We start from the raw sequence: 19640 nt of genomic DNA on the forward strand, positions 1-19640 counted from the left end.
ACGTTTGGTGTCTGTTATTTTTTAACTGTTTTCTTCGTATACTTTTTTTAAAGCAGCCAAATCAATTTTTTTCATTTGATCCATGGCACGCATTACGCGACTGGCACATTCTGGATCGGCTCCGTCAATCAACCGCTCCAGCTCCTTCGAACCTGTTTGCCAAGAAACACCGTATTCATCCTCCATCCAGCCGCAAGGCCACTCTTTTCCCTTAGCCGTCACAGCCTCCCATAAACGGTCAATCTCTGCCTGATCTTTGCAGTCGATGTACAAAGAAGTGCCCATGGTAAAGGTAAAAGCATGGTCGATTGCTCCGCCGTCCATCACTCGAAAAGGCTGACCATGCAGCGTAAATAGCGCTTGTGCAACCGTTCCATCCGGATTCTTTTCGATAAATTCAACCTGACCTTCACCAAATAGTTCAATCCACTTCAGCATGGCAGCCTCTGCTTGTCCGGAATGCTGCTGCGTAAATAGAAACGCTGGTGCGATGGATTGCTGTTTCTGGGCTAAAACCAACTGCCAGGAAACACCATATCTGTCGTTCACCCAACCAAATTTTGGACTAAACGGGTACTCGCCATAGTCCATTAGTACCGTACCGCCTTGACTTAATTTCGCCCACAACCGATCAATCTGCGCTTGTGTTTCGCACTCCACGTAAAAGGAAATCGCCGGTGTCAAAGAAAATTCCGGTCCGCCGTTCAACAACAGAAAATCCAGTCCGCAAAGTGTCAACGACACTGTCAAAACCGAACCAGCCGGTTGATGATCACAGTTCACATAATGATCGACTTGATTGATTTTTCCCTCTTCAAAAGCCTCTACATAAAAAGCTGCCGCTTCCTCTACCTGACCATCAAACCATAAACACGGTGAAAATTTAGACATCTCATTCATCCTTTCCTTTGCCACAAACGACTTGTTTTCTCCATTATAATCAGTCGTGTAAGTTTAGAGAAAGGAATTGCTTTAATTACTCTCGCTACTCATTTTTATTCAGTAAATAACTTTCTAAAATTAATCTGGCTCTTTACTTTTTTATAGCCCAGATGCTCATAAAACTTATGTGCTTCGGTTCGCTCCACACCAGAATTCAGACGAATCCCTTCTGCTCCCGACTCCAACGCCCATTGCTCTCCTTTTTTTAGTAGTTCTTTGCCAATGCCTTGCCCTTGATAGGCTTTCTTTACTGCCAAACCCAGCACATTCATTAAGCGCGGTCCATAAAGACAAACATATTCGCTCAGCTGAATATAGCCGACCACTTGACCAGCTATTTCCTTTACAAAAACCTGATTGACTGGCGAGTTTAATAGATAAGTGAATTGTTCCTTGGCTTTTTCCAGAGAATATTCATGTTGTAAATCATGTGTATTTATTTGATTAATCGCTGCTACGTCTTCCAACTGTGCCTCTTTAATCGTCATCTGCTTTCCCTCCGTATACTTGATACTAAAATTATATAGGAGAATTTAAAAAAAGTGGTCGGTACAAAACTAAAAAACAGTTTTGTCCCGCCCACTGCTTACGAATAAACGGTGGCCAAAAGTCAGGTTCTTCGGCAATTTCATAAAATCCGATCAATATAAAAAGCATATTGTTCGTCTTTTACTCCAATTGCTCGAACCTAAACGACTTTTGGCTCAACCTCTTTCCTAAATCAATTACCCATTATAAGCATCAATAATAATTTGTTTCAATTCACTAATCAATGGTTCTTTTGGATTTGCTGTTGTACATTGATCTTCATAAGCAAGTTCTGCCATGCGGTCAACAGTAGAGTCAAGAACTTCTTGTGTAACGCCTTGTGCTTTCAAGTTCATGTCAATACCGACAGCTACACCTAAGTCGTACACTGCTTTTGCTAGTGCATCGACTAATTCAGCAGTGTTTTTACCTTTAAGACCCAAGAATTTCGCAATATCTGCGTAATCTGTGTCGGCACGGAAGTAGTCATATTTAGGGAACATTGCATGTTTTGAAGGATCTTTGGCATTGTAACGGATAATATGCGGTAAAAGAATCGCATTTGTACGTCCGTGAGGAATACCATATTCTCCTCCAATTTTGTGTGCAACAGAGTGACAAATTCCCAAGAAGGCATTGGCAAATGCCATACCAGCCATTGTAGAAGCATTATGCATTTTTTCACGTGATTCAGCATCTGGGCGTTTTACAGAGTTTTCCAAATGATCGAAAACAAGTTTGATCGCTTGTAAGCTCAAGCCGCGTGTATAATCAGAAGCCATAACTGAAACATAAGACTCGATCGCATGTGTTAATACATCCATTCCAGTATCTGCTGTGACAGAAGCTGGTACTGACATAACAAACTGTGGATCAACGATCGCTACATCTGGTGTCAATGCGTAATCAGCTAATGGGTATTTTACATGTGTATCGCTATCTGTGATAACCGCAAATGGCGTTACTTCTGAACCAGTACCTGAAGTTGTTGGAATACATACAAATTGTGTTTTAACTGGTTTGTCAATTTTGTACGTACGTTTACGGATATCCAAGAATTTTTGTTTTGCGCCAAAGAATTCTGTATCTGGGTGCTCATAGAACATCCACATGCCTTTAGCCGCATCCATCGCAGAACCGCCGCCAAGAGCAATAATTGTATCCGGTTCGAAATCAACCATCACTTTTGTTCCAGCATAAACAGTATTTGTTGATGGGTTTGGTTCAACGTTTGAGAAGATTTCGATCTTCACATCGTTTTTGCGTTTTTGTAATTCTTTACGGACTGTATCAGCATAACCGAATTGAACCATACCTGGGTCACAAACGATCATAACACGTTCAATATTTTCCATTTTTTGTAGGTATTGTAATGAATTTTTTTCAAAGAAAATTTTTGGCGGTAATTTAAACCATTGCATATTATTTCTCCGTTTCGCTACAGTTTTGACGTTGATCAAGTTAACAGCAGATACGTTTTTAGAGACAGAGTTTTTACCATATGATCCGCAACCTAATGTCAATGAAGGAATCATTTCGTTGTAGATATTTCCGATTCCGCCTTCAGCAGATGGTGAGTTTACCAAGATACGACAAGCTTTCATGCGTAAACCGAATTTCACTTGTAAGTCTTCGTCTTCTGTGTGAATCACAGCCGTATGTCCCAAGCCGCCCAATTCAAGCATTGCTTCACATAAATCTAAGGCATGCGCTGTATTTTCAGCTTTCATCATTGCTAAAACTGGTGATAATTTTTCACGTGAAAGCGGGTATTCAGCACCTGCTCCTTCGATTTCTGCAACTAGGATTTTAGTGCCTTTTGGTACTTTGATTCCTGCAAGCTCTGCAATATGTTCTGCAGAGTAACCAACGATGGCAGGATTAACTGCATATTTTCCTTCGTTCATTACCGCATCTTCTAGTTTTTGTAATTCATTTGGTTTTACAAAGTAAACTTGATGCGCTTCAAATTCAGCTTTTACAGCTGCATAAACTTCTTTGTCCACGATCACTGCTTGTTCAGAGGCACAGATCATACCATTATCGAATGATTTTGAAACAATTAGGTCATTAACTGCGCGTTTGATTTTTGCAGATTTTTCAATGTAGGCTGGCACGTTTCCTGGTCCAACACCTAAAGCTGGTTTACCGGTTGAGTAGGCTGATTTCACCATGCCGGCACCACCTGTTGCTAGTACAATCGCAATTCCAGGATGGTTCATTAAGCCTGAAGTTGCTTCCAGTGATGGATGCTCAATCCATTGGATACAATTTTCCGGAGCGCCTGCTTTGATTGCGGCATCACGTACGATGCGAGCTGCTTCAGCAGAACATTTTTGCGCACTTGGATGGAAAGCAAAGACGATTGGGTTCCGTGTTTTAAGTGCGATTAATGATTTGAAAATAGTTGTTGAGGTTGGGTTGGTTGTTGGTGTTACCCCGCAAACAACTCCAACTGGTTCAGCGATTTCGATCAAGCCTGTTTGGTCGTCCTGATTAATCACGCCTACTGTTTTATCATGTTTAATGCTGTTCCAGATATATTCAGATGCATACATATTTTTAATTGCTTTGTCTTCGTAAATACCACGGCCGGTTTCTTCTACAGCCATTTTTGCTAAAGGCATATGTTGATCTAATGCGGCCATTGCCATTTGGTGAACAATATGGTCAACCTTTGCTTGATCAAAATCTTCCATTTCTTTCAAAGCAACATTTGCTTTTTGTGCTAGTTCATCGATCATTGCTTGTACGTCAAGGGTTTTAGCTTCTTCTTTTTTCATCGTTTTAGCCATTGTGATCCTCCTGAAAGATAATTTATTCGTTTTTTTATTTGTTAACTTTTTCACATACACATCATACAATATTTTTTTATCGTTGTAAATAGTTTTTTGTGATTTTTTTCACATTTATTTTTTTCCACAAAAAAAAGACCCATTCTTCATTAGAATAAGTCTTCTAAGTCATGCCAGTCTTTAAGCTGTAGACTGCTGGTTTGAGCGACCAGCTGCTGATAATCAAAAAATTCATTTGGCTTTATGGTCGAAATGTCTCTGCGACAATCTTTTATGGACTTCGGCTGTTTCTTTTTCCAGCGATAAGCAACAAGGTAGTTCATCAATTCAGTTTCGTTGACGGATGAATAACCTAGCTGCTGAAAAGACAGACATTTCAGCTTTATCTCTTTTTTCAATAACACTTTCTGGTGCCAAGATAACGTTTCGATGATCCTTTCCCCCCAACTAAAAAGTGCTGCTACACCAGGCCGAATAATTATCTATGTATGTGAATCAATCAATCACAGAAAGAAAAAATTCCAGCAAGCTGGAATTTATTCTTTCGTTTCGCCATGCTCAGAAGTTTCTTCTGGAGCCGGCTCCTCAACAGTTACTTCTGTTTCAGTTACTACAGTTGTCCCTGCGCTAGGTTTGACGCTCTTAATTGCACCGCGGTCAAATTCAAGGACAATTCCTTCACAATCAATAAAGATGGTTCTTTTCTCATTATCGATTTCAGAGATCACTCCGTGTAAGCCGCCGATAGTGACAACTTCATCGCCGATTTTCATAGAGTCTAAAAGAGTTTGCCGTTCATTTTGTTGTTTCTTTTGTGAGCGCGTCATGAAAAACATCATACCGCCCAAAAGAATTAATGGTAAAATTAACGAAAGTCCTCCGCCCATTTTTCTTCACCTCTTTATTGTATAATCACTAGTTTACTGTAACAAAATTTCGTGTGCAACACTAGTCTTTTGATTGCTTTTTTAGAAACTTTTCGCATTAGCTTCATTATAGCCGTATTCTTCAAAAAATGCTTCTCTAAACTCTAATAAATTATCATCCATAATGGCCTGACGGACTTGTTTCATCACATTTAGTAAGAAGTAGAGATTATGGTAAGAAGTCAATCGAATCCCAAAGGTTTCATCACATTTAATCAAGTGACGAATGTAGGCGCGTGAATAATTTTTGCATGTATAGCAATCACATTTTTCATCAAGCGGTCTAAAATCTCTTGCGTACTGCGCGTTTTTAACTACCAAACGGCCTTTAGAGGTCATACAGGTACCATTACGGGCAATTCTGGTCGGCAAGACACAGTCAAACATATCGATGCCACGTATGACGCCGTCAATTAAAGAATCAGCCGTACCAACACCCATCAAGTATCGCGGTTTGTTTTCAGGAATCAGCGGAGTGGTAAAGTCCAGCACTCGATTCATTTCTTCTTTCGGCTCACCCACAGATAACCCGCCAATCGAATAGCCCGGAAAATCCATACTGACTAAGTCCTTGGCACTTTGACGTCTTAAATCTTCAAAACCGGCACCTTGGATAATCCCAAATAAGCCCTGACGATCCGGATTAGCATGTGCTTTTAAGCCCCGCTCTGCCCAACGAGAAGTCCGCTCGATTGATTTTTTCACATAATCATAGCTTTCATCAAACGGCGGACATTCATCAAAGCTCATCATAATATCCGAGCCTAATTTATTTTGAATATCGATGGCTTTCTCTGGTGAAAGAAACAGCTTAGAGCCATTCAGATGATTTCTAAAATGGACGCCTTCTTCTTTAATATCCCGCATGTCACTTAAAGAAAATACTTGGAAACCGCCTGAATCGGTTAGAATCGGCTGATCCCAATTCATAAACTTGTGTAGTCCGCCGGCTTCTGCAATTAAATCTTCTCCCGGACGAAGCCATAAATGATACGTATTACTTAAAATCACGCCTGCGCCCATTGCTTTTAATTCTTCTGGCGCAATTGTTTTGACTGTCGCTAACGTTCCTACCGGCATAAACATTGGTGTTGGGAATGTACCATGCGGTGTAATTAATTCACCCAAACGAGCACCGGTATGCTTTTCTTTTTTTATTAAACGATAACGAATGGCTGATTGAGACATTCATTTCCCTACTTTCATTTGAAAATTTACACTTCAACCATCATACGTGTTTTTGCTTGTATTTGCAAGAGGGGAAGCGGTTTTCCGACAATATCTGAACGCTATTTTAATCTTTTTTTTGGGAATAATTCTGGAATAACAAAAAAAGCACAAAACAAGCGAAAACGCAGCCTGCTTTATGCTCTTGTATTTTATTTTTTATTGAAAATCATGTGCTTCCAGAGCAACCATCGCAGCTTTTACGACTTCCGGCGTAATTGTTTCTTTCATATAATGAATCGTTTCGTGCGCTTCTGCCGCCCGCTGCGCCACTCGCGTGTATTCTTCCTCGGATAAGGTCATTCCCATATCTTTTAAAGAAGTCGGTAAATTCAAGCTGCGATAAAATGGCACTAGACGGTCGATTTCCTGCCATTTATTTTCAATAACTAATTGAACGAATACGCCGTAGGCTACTTTGTTGCCGTGCAGCTGCTGGTGACTTTCCGGTAAAAGCGTTAACGCATCATGAATGGAATGCGCACCGGATGTCCGACCATAATCATCACCAAAGCCACCGACCATACCGCCCAATAAAATATTCGTTTCAATGACATTTAAAAATGGTTGGTTGATTGTTTTTTGTTCCATTGCCTTTAAGGCTTCCAGACTGTCAGCTAATAAAACATCGCGACATTTTTTAGCCGCAAAAGCCGCTACTTGAATTTCGATTGATTGAACAGCCAGTTGAGAAATCATCGCATCTGCTTCATACCATTTAGCAATCGTATCGCCAATACCAGCCACCATTAAATCCAACGGCGAATCTAAAATCACTTGCGGTTCAATCAAAACCAGCGCATTACTTACCGGAAACACATCGTAACGAACCATTGACCCATCCGGATTGTAAATCACGCTCAACGGTGTATAAGCGGCACACGTTGCAGCCAAGGTCGGTAAAATTAAAACCGGCTTTTGACATTGATGCGCCACGGCTTTACCTAAATCTGCAACCTTGCCGCCGCCTACAGCAATAATCGCCTCTAAAGAATGCTCTTGAAAAAAGTCCGTTAATTCCGCAGTCTTTTCATCTGTACATTCCCCGCCATAATAAACAAAATGCTGCTCAATCGCCGGCATCTCCGGATAATAAGGCTTAGCCGCCTCCCATGAAGCTGTTCCATGCAAAACAAGCACCCGCTGCAGCTTTCTTCTATTTAAATGCTCTTCGAGTTCATTCCATGCCCCTACGCGACATTCATATTCCTGTGGTGCGCCTCTAACGATTAATGCTTGTTCCATGATTGTTGACCATCCATTCTTTATTAATTTTTATGCAAAAATAATTTTTGAGAATTCTTTAGGAAAATAAACTTTTCCTTTCTTCTAATCTATGATATGATAATTCACATCCGAAAACAATAAATTTTTATACATTTATTCGATTTTTTTAGAATATTTATCAAAAATCAACCTACAAAGGAGAGGCACACATGAAATTAGGTAAAAAAACAGCTGCACTTATCACATCCATTTTCCTTGTTTTACTCACACTACTCCTGCTGCAAAGCGCTTTGGCGGAAGAAAAAGATCCCATTTACGACAATATCCAAAAACGTGGCGAGCTAATCGTTGGTTTATCCGCTGATTATGCACCCTATGAATTCCATGCGGATGTAGACGGAAAAGACCAAATTGTCGGTTTTGACATTTCTATTGCGCAAAAAATCGCAGACGATTTAGGCGTAAAATTAAAAATTGAAGAGCTGGGTTTTGATGCATTGCTGGGTGCCTTAAAAACAGGCAAAATTGACTTAATTATTTCTGGTATGGCACCAACACCCGAACGTCTTCAGGAAGTGAACTTTTCTACTCCTTATATGCAAGTACAGCAAAAGGTAATCGTAAGAGAAGCTGAAAAAGACAACTTCAAATCAACCAAAGATTTTTCCGGAATTAAAGTCGGTGTCCAAAAGCAAACGACTCAAGAAGAGCTGGCCAAAAATGAATTAACCGGCTCTATCCCAACCTCTTTACAAAAAGTACCGGATATCATCATGAACTTAAAAAACAAAAAAGTAGATGCAGCCGTTTTAGAAGGTCCGGTAGCAGAAGCCTATGTTGATCGTGATAAAAATCTAACCTTTGCCGATGTAACTTTTGAACAAGGCGAAAAAGAAGCAGCCGTTGCTATCTCAAAAGAAGCACCGGTTCTGACTGAAAAAGTCAACGAATCCATTAAAGAAATTAATGACAATAACTTGTTGGACGGCTACAAAAAAGAAGCCAGCAAACTGATGTTTACAGATGATGAAAGCTTTTTAGGAAAATACGGTAAATTTTATATCAATGGTGCCGGTTATACGATTTTTCTAGCCTTCATGGGCGTTTTATTCGGTGCTATTTTAGGTGGTTTACTAGCTTTAATGAAATTGTCTAAATCTAAAATTCTACGTGCTCTTGCCATTGCTTATATTGAATATGTGCGTGGCACACCGCTCTTGGTACAAATTTTCATTGTATATTTCGGTACAGGCGTTTTAGGTCTGGATCTTTCTAAAATTGCGGCCGGCTGTATTGCGCTTGCCTTAAACAGTGGTGCTTATGTAGCTGAAATCGTTCGTGCCGGCATTAACGCCGTTAATAAAGGACAGCTTGAAGCCGCGCGTTCTCTAGGAATGAATCAGACACTTGCAATGCGTTATATCATTTTACCGCAGGCGATCAAAAATATATTACCTGCTCTAGGAAACGAGTTCGTGACCGTTATCAAAGAATCCTCTGTTGTTTCTGTTATCGGCGTATCTGAATTGATTTTCCAAGCCGGCAATGTTCAAGGAGCCAGCTTTAAACCATTCTTACCGTATTTAGTCGTATCCTTGATTTACTTTGTTTTAACCTTTACTATTTCTCGTCTGTTAGGTGTTGCTGAAAGGAGAATGAGCACTAGTGATTAATATTAAGAATCTGCATAAAACATTTGGAACCAACGAAGTCTTAAAGGGCATCGATTTAGACGTCAAAGCCGGTGAAGTGGTCGTCATCATCGGTCCTTCCGGTAGTGGGAAAAGTACGTTTTTACGTTGTTTAAATTTATTGGAGCAGCCAACAGAAGGCACCATTGAATTTGAAGGAAAGAATCTGCTGGATGGAGATACAAATATTGATGAGCTGCGCCAAAAAATGGGCATGGTTTTCCAAAATTTCAATCTCTTCCCACATAAAACTGTTTTAGAAAATTTAACGATCAGTCCGATAAAAGTCAAAAAAGAAAATCCTGACCAAGCCAAAGAAAAGGCCTTAGCGTTATTGGATCAAGTTGGCTTAAAAGATAAAAGCGCCAGCTACCCTTCCAGCTTATCCGGCGGTCAACAGCAACGGGTCGCAATTGCACGAGCTTTAGCGATGAACCCTGATGTTATGCTGTTTGATGAACCAACCTCAGCACTTGACCCGGAAATGGTCGGAGAGGTATTAGCTGTAATGAAAGCTTTAGCCGTTGAAGGAATGACAATGGTCGTTGTCACACACGAAATGGGCTTTGCACGTGAAGTAAGTGATCGTGTTATCTTTATGGATGCCGGAATTATTCAAGAAGAAGGAACACCAGAAGAAATATTTGGCCAACCCAAAAATCCGCGAACCCAGGATTTCTTGAGAAAAGTACTGTAAGCTTCCTTTTAGAGGATGACCAAAACACTTACTATGTGTTGGTTCATCCTCTTTATTTAATTTCTCGGAAAATTTGCAGATCATTTTCACCTAAAAAAGTAGTATACTGATATAAACTAGTCACTGGAGGATAAAAAAATGGATATCACAAACATCGCATCGCAATACCAACAGCCAGCTGAAAATATTCTTATGGATATAGCGACACTGGCAAAACAAGTACCGGATTTACTGGATCTATCAATCGGAGATCCCGATTTGATTACCGATGAACGCATTATTAATGCAGCCTTTACAGATGTCAAAAACGGCCATACAAAATACACAGCCTCAGGCGGCAGTCAGGAATTTCTCGATACGGTCATCGACTTTTATCAAAAGCAATACGGACTGACCTTTGCTGCTGATCAGGTACGAGCAACGGTTGGCGCTTTACACGGCATGTATTTGACCTTGCAGGTTTTATTAAATCCGGGAGATGAAGTGATTATCCATGAGCCTTATTTTTCGCCTTACAAAGATCAAGTTCTCTTCGCTGGCGGCAAACCTGTTTTTATCCCAACCTATGAAGAAGACGGCTTTCAAATTAATATCGATGTTTTAAAAGCTGCGATTACAGATAAAACCAAAGCAATCATTATTAACTCGCCGAATAATCCAACGGGTGCTGTTTTTTCACCTGAAACATTTAAAGCAATTGCCGAGCTTGCGATTGAACATGACTTTTATATTCTTTCAGATGAAGTCTATGAAGCCTTTTGCTTCTACGATGATTTTGTCCCGATGGCTACATTTGCACCTGAAAACACGATTACCTTCAGCAGCTTTTCAAAAGCATTTGCCATGACAGGCTGGCGTATTGGGTATATGATTGCTCCTGCTTATATTAACGATGCCGCTAAATTAATCAATGAAAGTATTACTTATTCTGCGCCAAGCCCTTCTCAGCAAGCAGGGATCTATGCATTGAATCATGCGGACTTATTAGTGCCGGAGGTTGTTTCAGTATTCAAGCAACGGTTAGAATATGTTGATCAGCGTGTTGCTGATATTCCGTTCTTATCCCTGCATCCGGTTAAGGGCAGTATGTATGCCTTCATTAATATTTCTAAAACAGGTCTTACCTCTGTGCCTTTTGTGGAAAAAGTTTTAAAAGAAACGAATGTCTTAATGATTCCAGGTAAAGCTTTTGGCGAAACCACCGGCGATAATTATGTTCGACTAGCTGCTACTCAAAATCTTGATGTGTTGAAAGAAGCCTTTGATCGAATCGAAAAATTAAGCTTTTAATAGCGCTTTCCCACACTAAAAAGCGAGTGCTGAATGAAAGCACCCGCTTTTTTATTAAAAATCCCTTTTTATTTATTCACTGTCCACCAAAGTATTGTAAAGAATTACCAGAGTTGCTACCACACAAACACTTACCTGAACCAGTACGTTATCTGTAAAATTCTCTGCGATTTTAATGGTCGCAATCGCCAGAAAGAAGCAGAGAGCTAAAATCCCCGCGGTTTTTATTCGCTTCATCTCTTGTTGAATTCGATAGACGGTTTCCACAGGGACACCATTTTGCTGAGCGATACGTCTTAATTTTTGTTTTTGAAACAGCTGACGAATAATTCCCCGATAAAGCTTCTTGGCCTCTACATCCCGGCTAAAAACAGAATAGCTAGTTTTATTACGTTCTTTTTCTTTTTTTAATTGAATAAGTCGCGGATGTTGCAAGCGGTCATTTTGCTCTACCCATGAAATTATATCCCACCATTCCATTAAGCTTAATTCCGGCGCCGTCAACACAATCAGTTCGAGCTCTAATTCATAAAGTTCGGAAAAAAATTCAAGCAGTTCCCGGTAATCTCTCGAAATAGCTTCTAAAAAAGCAATAACAATACAATCGCTTGATTCTGAATAATCCAACATTGCCTGAAAAGCGCTTTTTGGCTTTTTCAACGCTCCATAATTTTGAGCTTGATCTGAGAAAATTTCATTGACTCCATAACTTTCGAGAAAATCTAGCTGTTGATTTAACCTGTTGCCGTGAGCATACCCTAAATTCATGTATTTTTACTCCCTCTTGTTGCTTTATTTTTCCTTTTTTTAGCTGATCGCTGCTCTACAGATAGGCGTTTCTGTGCAGTTAAACGCTTAATGTCTTTTCTTAAGTGTCCAACTTCATTTGTCAGCTGACTATTTTTTCGAATAATAAACGCAAGTAGTAAGCTGTGAATAAAAAGTACAAGCGTTAACATGAGTAAGAGTAAATACATAGAATTCATCCTCGTCTATCTAGTTGATTTAAAGTGCAATTTTGATTTTATTCCTAAACAACTGGTTCAATCACTATAATTAATTAGGAATTTTCCTGATAATTTCTCCCAAGTCATTATTTTGGTATTCCCAACTGTAAGGCACAGGTGAGTCTCCTGCAGCAAGTGCCGGTTCGAGATAAATCGTTACCCAATAGCTGTTATTATCTTTAATATCTAATGCAATATCACTTTTTATTTTCGAGTTGCCATCATGCAAGCTATCACTTGTTGTCGCTACATACCCGCTATATAAATAATATTCTGGAATCATCGGGGCAATCGATAATTGATGGTGATTGCCGCTTTTCGCAATTAAGAATTGAGTATAAGGAATAGCATCTTTTTCTTGACCCGACTGAACAGTTGCATGAAAAAGATTGCTCCTTTGATTCAATTTGACATTATCTAATTGAAAATAACCTGATTTTGGTATCACCAGCTCCTGAGAAGGCTTTAAAATAACTTGTCTTAGATTTAATTGAATAAGTTTGTCGTAATAATAAGTAATTGTCCTGTGGTTATTAATGTTAACAAGGGAAACGATCGTTTCAAAATCACTTTCAATGCTGCTATTGCCATCGACACTGTAACTATTTTCAACATAACCGGTAATTGATCGGAAGTGTTCAATATAATCCCCTCCCTTGGCAATATCTTTATAACTGTCGGCTTGTATTTTTTTGCCATCTGTATCCAGATATTGTTCAGTCACTCTAAATGTAGTCATTAGATCCTTAATTTGAATCGTTTTGACTCCACTTACATTATTCGCTCGATCAACAGAAACAACATGAAGATATTTGTTTAAATCCGTCATCCCGTTAATTCCAGTAATCGTTCCTTCGGTATTATAAGTAAGCAGATTGGCATCTTTAGCAGGATCATAGCTTGGGTCGCTTTTATCTGTGGTGCCTTTCGGAGCAACATAGATATCATAACGGTCAGAGGGAATACGACCATATTCATCTTTGTAGCCTTCAACAACCGTATTTAAATCAGAAGCGGCCGAATTATCCATCTTGTAAAAATAACCAGCAATGTTGCTTGTAATCGTTTCTTTTACGACATCTGATTTTTTTATACCTGACAGCTTAGTATTTGCTTCGATATACCACTGATAATCTTTTCCACGATCTATACTGTCAACTATAATTTCAAAATTATTGACTGTACCACCAGCCTTTTGTTTAACACTAGCCAAGTCAGGCGTCTGATTATCTTTAACAGTTTGATCTTGAGCATTTGTTTCAAAAGACACTTGTGCTAAATTGTATAATGTATTCGCAATAATTTTACGTTCATCCATTGTAGAAGTACCATTACTGTGACCGGTTTGAATCATGCCTATGTTGTTGTTCGTTTTCAAATACCAGCCACCGCGTATAGAACCGTTATCGTAAATAGCATAAGGCCAGCTCCCGGAAGGTTTAATAAACTCTAGCCAGGTCGTACCGACATTCTTAATCTGTGGCTCAATACTGTGTGCATAGGGAATGGTTAAAACTACATTATTTTTCATTTCAAAAGGATATTTCATGAGATAACCATTGTTGATCAACTGCACCTGAGTGGATCCTGTCCAATAACTGGCAGCCGTTCCAGTAGAGGCTTGAGATCTAACACCTAAAAGGTCTTTAAAAGTATCGTAAAAAGTCTTTCGTCCCAAATAAATAGTATCATGACCGAATAATGCACCTCTACCGGTTTCTAAAAAGGCTTTGGTTGCATTCGCTGCTGTTTGACTAATATCTACATTATTGTTAGCATCCCAAGAGCCAAACATTAGTACATCATATTGATATTCGCTTTTACTATTTTTCAAATAGGCATTTGGATTAGCATTATATTGATTTAGACTTATTGAAGTAACTTGAATCAGATTAGAACCATCCACAGCTTTTAAATTTAAACCATCCATCCAGCTTTTAAGAGTATTGGATCCTGCTATATTCGGATAAATATTTAAAACTTTAATCGCTTTTCCATAGTTTAAAGAACGGTTATTCCATGTTTTGCCGTCCTCCGATTGATATAATTGATAACCTGCCTGACTTAATCCGCTCACCGTGTCCCATTCTAAATAAGCATAATTCTTTTGATCGTCTCCATTCCAACGATTTTCGGCTTTTAAACGAAAGGCTCCGGCACTAACAACAGTAGATGCTTGCAGTTTATCTTGATGATTAAACAAATAACCACTTGCAATTAAAAAAAACAGTATTATCAACCCCAACGATACTCTACTCTTTATTTTATACCTTCTACTTCTCATTTTTTCCCTTCCTGTCTTTCATCAAATGAATCATTCTACTTTTTGGGCTAATTGCTGATCAACTTTTTGTAACGCGCCACTGTTAGGGGTGCTCCCCTGCCACCAGGCTTTACGATAATTATCCTTTGCACAATTGACTGCTTCTATTTTAATTAACAAATTAAAAGTCGCCATATGATATTCTAATCCCAATTCTCTCTTTAGCTTGACTTGTGTAAACAGTGCATCTGTCGTCTTCGCCGTACCTGGCTCTACCACATTTAAATAATAATAATAACCATCTTCGCCTAATTTCCACTTATCCTCGTTGATATCCAACAAAACTTCATCACCAATTTTTGCAGATAATAATCGTGTGGTGCCCTCTTTCTCTAATCTTATTTCCGGATGTAGCATCACACGTACGAATTGATTAAGCGTTCCAGTATTCGTTATTTTGACTCTTTTTTCGATCAGCTCATCTGGCATAATAGTGGCTGGTTCGCTAAAAACTTCACTGATTTTTGTTTGGAGATTGCCAACCTGAAAAAGAGTTGTTTTTTCTTCTTTACTTGTAAATGCCGCATATGCGGTCATTCCTCCTAAAATTAAACAACTGATTACTAAAAGAAGCAGCCCTGCAAAAGGTAATGTTTTACGTTTGTTCTGTTTCACCTTTAACTTCCTCCTAGTGTACTTTTTCTCTGTAAATTGTTTCAACATATGAATTGGAGGCAATTTGCCAATCTGTCATTAAAGACTTGGTAATATCATGTGCATCCATAATCGGAGTTAATTGATACAGTGATCCCTTATATTTATTAGGCAGGTTTGCGGCTAATGAAATACTTGTGATTAGTTGTTTGGTTTTCTGTTTTGGCTGAAGTATTTCTGAATAATAGAAATATCCATCCTTGTAATACCAATAATCTTTGGTTGCCGCAGGCGGTTTGCGGCTGTCGGTGTAAATAACACTTTCATTGAAATGAATCGTCAAGTAATTTAAGCTTTCAAAAGGACGGTTGCCTTCGTATATGTATGCTGTGCTAGAATCATTTTTATTACTTTTATAAACTTCCTCTACGACGAAATAACGATCAGAAGCTATTTTATACGTATTATTTTTTGTCCAAGTGGAAAGATCCTGCGGCAAAAAGTTTGTAGGACTCGCTTTTTTTACCGTTTTCAAATTACCGTTGCCGCTGCCGTCTGTCAAATCTACAGCAAAATGAGCAAGAAATTCATATAAAGCGATTCGAACAACAGCAGGCATCTGTCCATTATTTTTCACTGCTAAATGATTCTCAACCGCTTCACCTGATTTCCATTGCAGCTCTGACGTGAAATTTCCTTCAAGCACAGCAGAAAGCTCTCGTTTACTTGTCTTACTTTGATTCACATATTCATCACTATACGTAATCCATGAGTAAGTGCTTCCTACAATAAGCAGTAGACTTAAAAAAATAGAAAACAGTGCTAAGAAAAACTTATTTTGATTGATTGTCTTAAGTAATCTTTTCCCTTTTCTCATCAGCTGTCTCCTTTCACTACTCTATATTTTTTTGTTGTTCTTTTCTTTTTTTCCATAACAAAACGGCGATTAACACTAAGAGCAACCCCGTTAAAAGCTTATAAATCCATTGCTTAATTTCCTCACCTGTCATTGGAAACAGTTCTTTTGGCTTCGTATTAGATGAGGATGCATCTGATTTGGTATTCGGAAGCTTTGGTTGATTTTTGGTACCAACAAATTTCCAATGATAAAGTAATTGACTTTCTTCTGTATAATCTTGTGCCGATAATTCACTGTTCACTTCAAAAGTAGCCGTTAATATCTGGTCTTTTCCATACTCGCATATTCCTATTTTTAATGGTTGAACTGTCCAATCCGTTTTACCGTCTCCTAATAAAGGTCCCTGATAGATTGTTTTACCATCTACGACAAGTGTTAAAGTAATCTGCTTGTCAAAATCAATAATTCCTTTAGAAGCTTTCGGCACCGCAATCATCCCCAGCTCAAAGGGTTCTTTTACATCCATACTGCGAATCGTAATAGTTTTTTCGTATTTTTCTCCTGGAAGGACATTTGGCAAATCCACAAAGTATTCCCCTTCTGAAGTAGCATGCACTCCTGCTTCATCGCCAATGACCACCCCCGGAGGAAGGGTTTTTTCGGCAACAGCAAATAATGTATTACCTGTAAAAACAAGCAACAGACTAAGCAAACTATAGATAATTAACGTTGTCCGCCTTTGTATTATTAAGTGTCGCTGCATTTTTTCCCCTCCCTTTTCTCTTTACATTTTTAGCTGGCTGCTTGACCAACTAAATAAGTCGTAATTTTTTTCGTTTCTGAGCCGTCTGCTCCATTCAGATTCCAGCCTGTAGAGTCGCTTAAGGCTTCTTTGGTTGCTTGGATAGCTTCCATTTTAACGATCAAATCATAGGTTGCATTTGTAAATTCTACGCCTGCTTCATTAGTGAAAATCAATTTTTTCAATAACTGAGGGGTAGTTGCACCTGATGCTAACGGACTTGTAAAGTAGAAGTAGCCGTCATCCTTGTTATAAACCCATTTATTATTTGCTAAAGCGCCTGTTGTCGCGATGTCAGAACCATAGCCAATTTTGATGCCGCTGACACCTAGAGCTGCTTTATCGGTTTGCACTTCTTTTTTATCATTATTTGCTACAGGCATTTGATCTGCAGCAGTTGCAGGAGTTGCTGCCGGAATAGAAGCTAGCCCTAAAGTCGCTGCTGTATAATCGTAATCCACATCTTTTTTGCCAGCACTTCCTAAAAGAGCCGCTTTGGCTGCTGTTGCTTCCGCTGATTTTCCTTCCAAGGAAGAATTTGCCCAGTTGACTACTTTATTGCTATAACCGCTTTTATAAACTTCATAAGTGGCACTTGAACAAACAAAATTCCAGTCTGCGACAGATGAACCTACAGTATTTCCACCTGCGACAGCAATCGTTGTATTCATTGACTGGTACTTGCCGGACTGATATTCAAAGAAAGCAGTTGTATCAATCGTTGTTGTTTCTTCCCCATTCACCGGGTTTTTCGTTACTGAACCTTTAGCATAGACTTTTACGCCAGCCGGTAAAGCTGCATTTGCACTGTCTTTTACTTTACTTGTCACTTCAGTGTAGCCGCTGCCAGCATCAATATATTTGCCGCCGTCATATTCAACAGGAATATCATCTGTTAATTTTGGTGTCGTACTAGCTGTCCAACCTTTTGCTCGTTCTGTTATTGCCCCTTTTTCTGTTAAATGTTTCAATACTTCTTCATATGATACTCTGACATATACAGAAGCACTGCCGGAATTTTGAATCGCTACCTCTTTAGTTGCTTCAGTTCCCGGAATAATTGGCTGTGGTACCCATTTTTCCGATACTGTCACACTACCGTCTTTGATTGCAGCAGATTTCACACGGTTAATTCTCTGATCTTGGGAGCTAATCCAGGCAAATGTGCCTGCCCCGATCGTTAACAGTGCTAGACAAGCAGCAACCACCAACTTTTTTTTCTTGTTCTTTTTCATTATGTATTCCTCCTAAAATAAAATAATATATTACTGTCCATTCAAAGAATGAACAGGATATAACTAGCTATAAACTACTCTTCTTTTCTGCCGATCTTCTTCTGGTGAAAACAGATAGGATTTCAAAACTAGAAAAAAGCCGTAAATAGACAAAATAAAAACCAAACAAGCCCAAAATTCCTGTCGAACGAAATCCAAAATACTCCCCGCTTTTGGTATTGCAACTATTACTTTTCCTAAAATTCTATCAGCAGAAACTGGCGGATCATTACTTTCATTAGCATCTCCTTTAGTCACAATGAACTCGCCTTCTTCACCATTCAATTCCGTTCTTTTTTCCATTACCCGGTGTGTTAAATACCGTGTACCGTCTCCAACCGAAAAGGTTACAATGTCATTTTTCTTAACCTTTTCACTGTCCATCAGCTTCACAATAACAATGTCGCCAGCGTAAAAACCATCTTTTGGTCCTTCCTTTTGCGGAACCATAGAATTTGTCAATACGGTATAAAAACGATAGCCAAAAATAGAAGCTGTAGATTTAGAGCTAAACGAAAACATTAACGCCATTACGATAATCCCAACAGTCATTCCGTAAAATACTAGATTCCATATAAATGAAAATAGCTGTGTGCCAACTTTTTTTTGTGGGGGAATCTTCTTTTTAGATCGTTCTCGCGTATACATTGGCGGAGCAGAGCGCCTTTTTGAAGAATGGATTCGTTGATTAGTCGAACGTGCCGGCTTTTCTTTACGCTCATCACGTTTATTTGGTTTATTTCTGCTTTTTTTTGGTCTGCGATACTCTGCTATTTCTTCATCAAACCGCCTTCTTCTTGCGACATTTTCTCTCAAAGGCCGTTCGGAAGTTCTCTTGTTGCTTCTTTTTCTATAGTTATTCTTCTTTCGAACAGAATTCCCTTGCGACATCCCTGCTTCTCCTTTGCTCTTCTCTTTATATCGTAATAATTTACAAATCATTTCTAGAAACAAAAAAATAAATAAAACAAAAATCACATATTTATTAAATACGCATAACAAAACTATAACTCAATGTTATTTTTTGTCAACTTATCATGACAACCGAATATTTCATAAAAACACAAACTTTACTTAAAGTAATATTTATTTTAATATTATATTATTGATTAAAGTTACTTAAATACTTAAATAACGGCATCCAAATCAAACTAAAACAAAATATATAAATCCACAGAATATATATATATATAAAATATTTTTTTCATTTTTTTGATGTTACTAAAAACTAAATAACCGATTAGTTATTTTATTATTTTCTAAATATACATTTTCCCTATTCGCTTTCCATAGAAAAGGCTTAGAAATCCAACGTTATATTTTTTCAAAAAGTGTTTTATCTATTAAAAATCGAAAAGCTAGAAAATATTTGGACTATAATTTCCTTTGATATTTGCGAAAATCAATAGGTAACTAACATATGTTCTCGGCTACTTTTCTTATTTGGCAATTTCCAAC

General features: G+C 38.6%; 18 protein-coding genes. 3 read left to right on the forward strand and 15 right to left on the reverse strand.

Going from position 1 to position 19640, the window contains the following annotated elements; all coding sequences use genetic code 11:
* Nucleotides 1-21: 21 nt before the first annotated feature.
* The 7 genes from ABH902_RS05565 to ABH902_RS05595 all read right to left on the reverse strand — a co-directional run bounded on the left by ABH902_RS05565 (nucleotide 22) and on the right by ABH902_RS05595 (nucleotide 7663).
* Entirely contained in the window at nucleotides 22-891 is an 870-nt protein-coding gene (locus ABH902_RS05565) for a VOC family protein (RefSeq protein WP_404589559.1), read from the reverse strand.
* Between the two features lie 104 nt (nucleotides 892-995).
* Nucleotides 996-1430 (reverse strand): GNAT family N-acetyltransferase, encoded by a 435-nt coding sequence (locus ABH902_RS05570; RefSeq protein WP_404589560.1) that lies wholly within the window; start codon nucleotides 1428-1430, stop codon nucleotides 996-998.
* Between the two features lie 237 nt (nucleotides 1431-1667).
* Nucleotides 1668-4265 (reverse strand): bifunctional acetaldehyde-CoA/alcohol dehydrogenase, encoded by a 2598-nt coding sequence (gene adhE, locus ABH902_RS05575; protein ID WP_404589561.1) that lies wholly within the window; start codon nucleotides 4263-4265, stop codon nucleotides 1668-1670.
* Nucleotides 4266-4414: 149 nt separating this feature from the next.
* On the reverse strand, nucleotides 4415-4699 hold the full coding sequence (locus ABH902_RS05580; protein WP_404589621.1) for a post-transcriptional regulator: 285 nt from the start codon (nucleotides 4697-4699) through the stop codon (nucleotides 4415-4417).
* A gap of 102 nt (nucleotides 4700-4801) precedes the next feature.
* Nucleotides 4802-5152 carry a preprotein translocase subunit YajC gene (gene yajC / locus ABH902_RS05585; protein ID WP_404589562.1) on the reverse strand — a complete coding sequence of 117 codons (351 nt, stop codon included), beginning with the start codon at nucleotides 5150-5152 and terminating at the stop codon, nucleotides 4802-4804.
* Nucleotides 5153-5233: 81 nt separating this feature from the next.
* Complete coding sequence (gene tgt / locus ABH902_RS05590; RefSeq protein ID WP_404589563.1) at nucleotides 5234-6379, reverse strand: tRNA guanosine(34) transglycosylase Tgt; 1146 nt, start codon at nucleotides 6377-6379, stop codon at nucleotides 5234-5236.
* A 198-nt stretch (nucleotides 6380-6577) separates the two neighbouring features.
* Complete coding sequence (locus ABH902_RS05595) at nucleotides 6578-7663, reverse strand: iron-containing alcohol dehydrogenase family protein (protein WP_404589564.1); 1086 nt, start codon at nucleotides 7661-7663, stop codon at nucleotides 6578-6580.
* 191 nt (nucleotides 7664-7854) lie between these two features.
* Here ABH902_RS05595 and ABH902_RS05600 point away from each other — a divergent pair, with 191 nt between their 5' ends.
* From ABH902_RS05600 to ABH902_RS05610, 3 genes are all read left to right on the forward strand, one after another.
* Complete coding sequence (locus tag ABH902_RS05600; RefSeq protein ID WP_404589565.1) at nucleotides 7855-9318, forward strand: ABC transporter substrate-binding protein/permease; 1464 nt, start codon at nucleotides 7855-7857, stop codon at nucleotides 9316-9318.
* Nucleotides 9311-10033 (forward strand): amino acid ABC transporter ATP-binding protein, encoded by a 723-nt coding sequence (locus ABH902_RS05605; RefSeq protein WP_404589566.1) that lies wholly within the window; start codon nucleotides 9311-9313, stop codon nucleotides 10031-10033. Before ABH902_RS05600 ends, ABH902_RS05605 begins: the two co-directional genes overlap by 8 nt.
* A 138-nt stretch (nucleotides 10034-10171) precedes the next feature.
* Nucleotides 10172-11323 (forward strand): pyridoxal phosphate-dependent aminotransferase, encoded by a 1152-nt coding sequence (locus ABH902_RS05610; RefSeq protein WP_404589567.1) that lies wholly within the window; start codon nucleotides 10172-10174, stop codon nucleotides 11321-11323.
* Between the two features lie 72 nt (nucleotides 11324-11395).
* On the opposite strand, the gene ABH902_RS05615 is transcribed toward ABH902_RS05610, so the two are convergent.
* The 8 genes from ABH902_RS05615 to ABH902_RS05650 all read right to left on the reverse strand — a co-directional run bounded on the left by ABH902_RS05615 (nucleotide 11396) and on the right by ABH902_RS05650 (nucleotide 19073).
* Nucleotides 11396-12091: a recombinase family protein gene (locus tag ABH902_RS05615; RefSeq protein WP_404589568.1), complete on the reverse strand. Its 696-nt coding sequence runs from the start codon at nucleotides 12089-12091 to the stop codon at nucleotides 11396-11398.
* On the reverse strand, nucleotides 12088-12300 hold the full coding sequence (locus tag ABH902_RS05620; RefSeq protein ID WP_404589569.1) for a hypothetical protein: 213 nt from the start codon (nucleotides 12298-12300) through the stop codon (nucleotides 12088-12090). The genes ABH902_RS05615 and ABH902_RS05620 overlap by 4 nt, the downstream gene beginning before the upstream one ends.
* A 79-nt stretch (nucleotides 12301-12379) precedes the next feature.
* Complete coding sequence (locus ABH902_RS05625) at nucleotides 12380-14575, reverse strand: hypothetical protein (RefSeq protein WP_404589570.1); 2196 nt, start codon at nucleotides 14573-14575, stop codon at nucleotides 12380-12382.
* 69 nt (nucleotides 14576-14644) lie between these two features.
* Nucleotides 14645-15268, reverse strand: coding sequence for a hypothetical protein (locus ABH902_RS05630; protein ID WP_404589571.1), 624 nt, complete (start codon nucleotides 15266-15268; stop codon nucleotides 14645-14647).
* Nucleotides 15269-15281: 13 nt separating this feature from the next.
* Nucleotides 15282-16124, reverse strand: a complete 843-nt coding sequence (locus ABH902_RS05635) for a hypothetical protein (protein ID WP_404589572.1) — start codon at nucleotides 16122-16124, stop codon at nucleotides 15282-15284.
* A gap of 16 nt (nucleotides 16125-16140) precedes the next feature.
* Nucleotides 16141-16869: an LPXTG cell wall anchor domain-containing protein gene (locus ABH902_RS05640; RefSeq protein ID WP_404589573.1), complete on the reverse strand. Its 729-nt coding sequence runs from the start codon at nucleotides 16867-16869 to the stop codon at nucleotides 16141-16143.
* A gap of 29 nt (nucleotides 16870-16898) precedes the next feature.
* Nucleotides 16899-18143 (reverse strand): hypothetical protein, encoded by a 1245-nt coding sequence (locus tag ABH902_RS05645; protein WP_404589574.1) that lies wholly within the window; start codon nucleotides 18141-18143, stop codon nucleotides 16899-16901.
* 63 nt (nucleotides 18144-18206) lie between these two features.
* Nucleotides 18207-19073 carry a signal peptidase I gene (locus ABH902_RS05650; protein WP_404589575.1) on the reverse strand — a complete coding sequence of 289 codons (867 nt, stop codon included), beginning with the start codon at nucleotides 19071-19073 and terminating at the stop codon, nucleotides 18207-18209.
* Nucleotides 19074-19640 lie beyond the last annotated feature (567 nt).

Origin of the sequence: Enterococcus sp. UD-01 (assembly GCF_044909655.1) — a bacterium.
GTDB lineage: Bacteria > Bacillota > Bacilli > Lactobacillales > Enterococcaceae > Enterococcus_L.

Excerpts from the sequence above, each read along its gene's own strand:
- yajC (WP_404589562.1), bottom strand. The coding sequence starts at position 5,152 with ATGGGCGGAGGACTTTCGTTAATTTTACCATTAATTCTTTTGGGCGGT.
- ABH902_RS05635 (WP_404589572.1), bottom strand. The coding sequence starts at position 16,124 with ATGAGAAAAGGGAAAAGATTACTTAAGACAATCAATCAAAATAAGTTT.
- ABH902_RS05570 (WP_404589560.1), bottom strand. The coding sequence starts at position 1,430 with ATGACGATTAAAGAGGCACAGTTGGAAGACGTAGCAGCGATTAATCAA.
- adhE (WP_404589561.1), bottom strand. The coding sequence starts at position 4,265 with ATGGCTAAAACGATGAAAAAAGAAGAAGCTAAAACCCTTGACGTACAA.
- ABH902_RS05600 (WP_404589565.1), top strand. The coding sequence starts at position 7,855 with ATGAAATTAGGTAAAAAAACAGCTGCACTTATCACATCCATTTTCCTT.
- ABH902_RS05620 (WP_404589569.1), bottom strand. The coding sequence starts at position 12,300 with ATGTATTTACTCTTACTCATGTTAACGCTTGTACTTTTTATTCACAGC.
- tgt (WP_404589563.1), bottom strand. The coding sequence starts at position 6,379 with ATGTCTCAATCAGCCATTCGTTATCGTTTAATAAAAAAAGAAAAGCAT.
- ABH902_RS05645 (WP_404589574.1), bottom strand. The coding sequence starts at position 18,143 with ATGAAAAAGAACAAGAAAAAAAAGTTGGTGGTTGCTGCTTGTCTAGCA.
- ABH902_RS05610 (WP_404589567.1), top strand. The coding sequence starts at position 10,172 with ATGGATATCACAAACATCGCATCGCAATACCAACAGCCAGCTGAAAAT.
- ABH902_RS05615 (WP_404589568.1), bottom strand. The coding sequence starts at position 12,091 with ATGAATTTAGGGTATGCTCACGGCAACAGGTTAAATCAACAGCTAGAT.
- ABH902_RS05640 (WP_404589573.1), bottom strand. The coding sequence starts at position 16,869 with ATGCAGCGACACTTAATAATACAAAGGCGGACAACGTTAATTATCTAT.
- ABH902_RS05565 (WP_404589559.1), bottom strand. The coding sequence starts at position 891 with ATGTCTAAATTTTCACCGTGTTTATGGTTTGATGGTCAGGTAGAGGAA.
- ABH902_RS05650 (WP_404589575.1), bottom strand. The coding sequence starts at position 19,073 with ATGTCGCAAGGGAATTCTGTTCGAAAGAAGAATAACTATAGAAAAAGA.
- ABH902_RS05595 (WP_404589564.1), bottom strand. The coding sequence starts at position 7,663 with ATGGAACAAGCATTAATCGTTAGAGGCGCACCACAGGAATATGAATGT.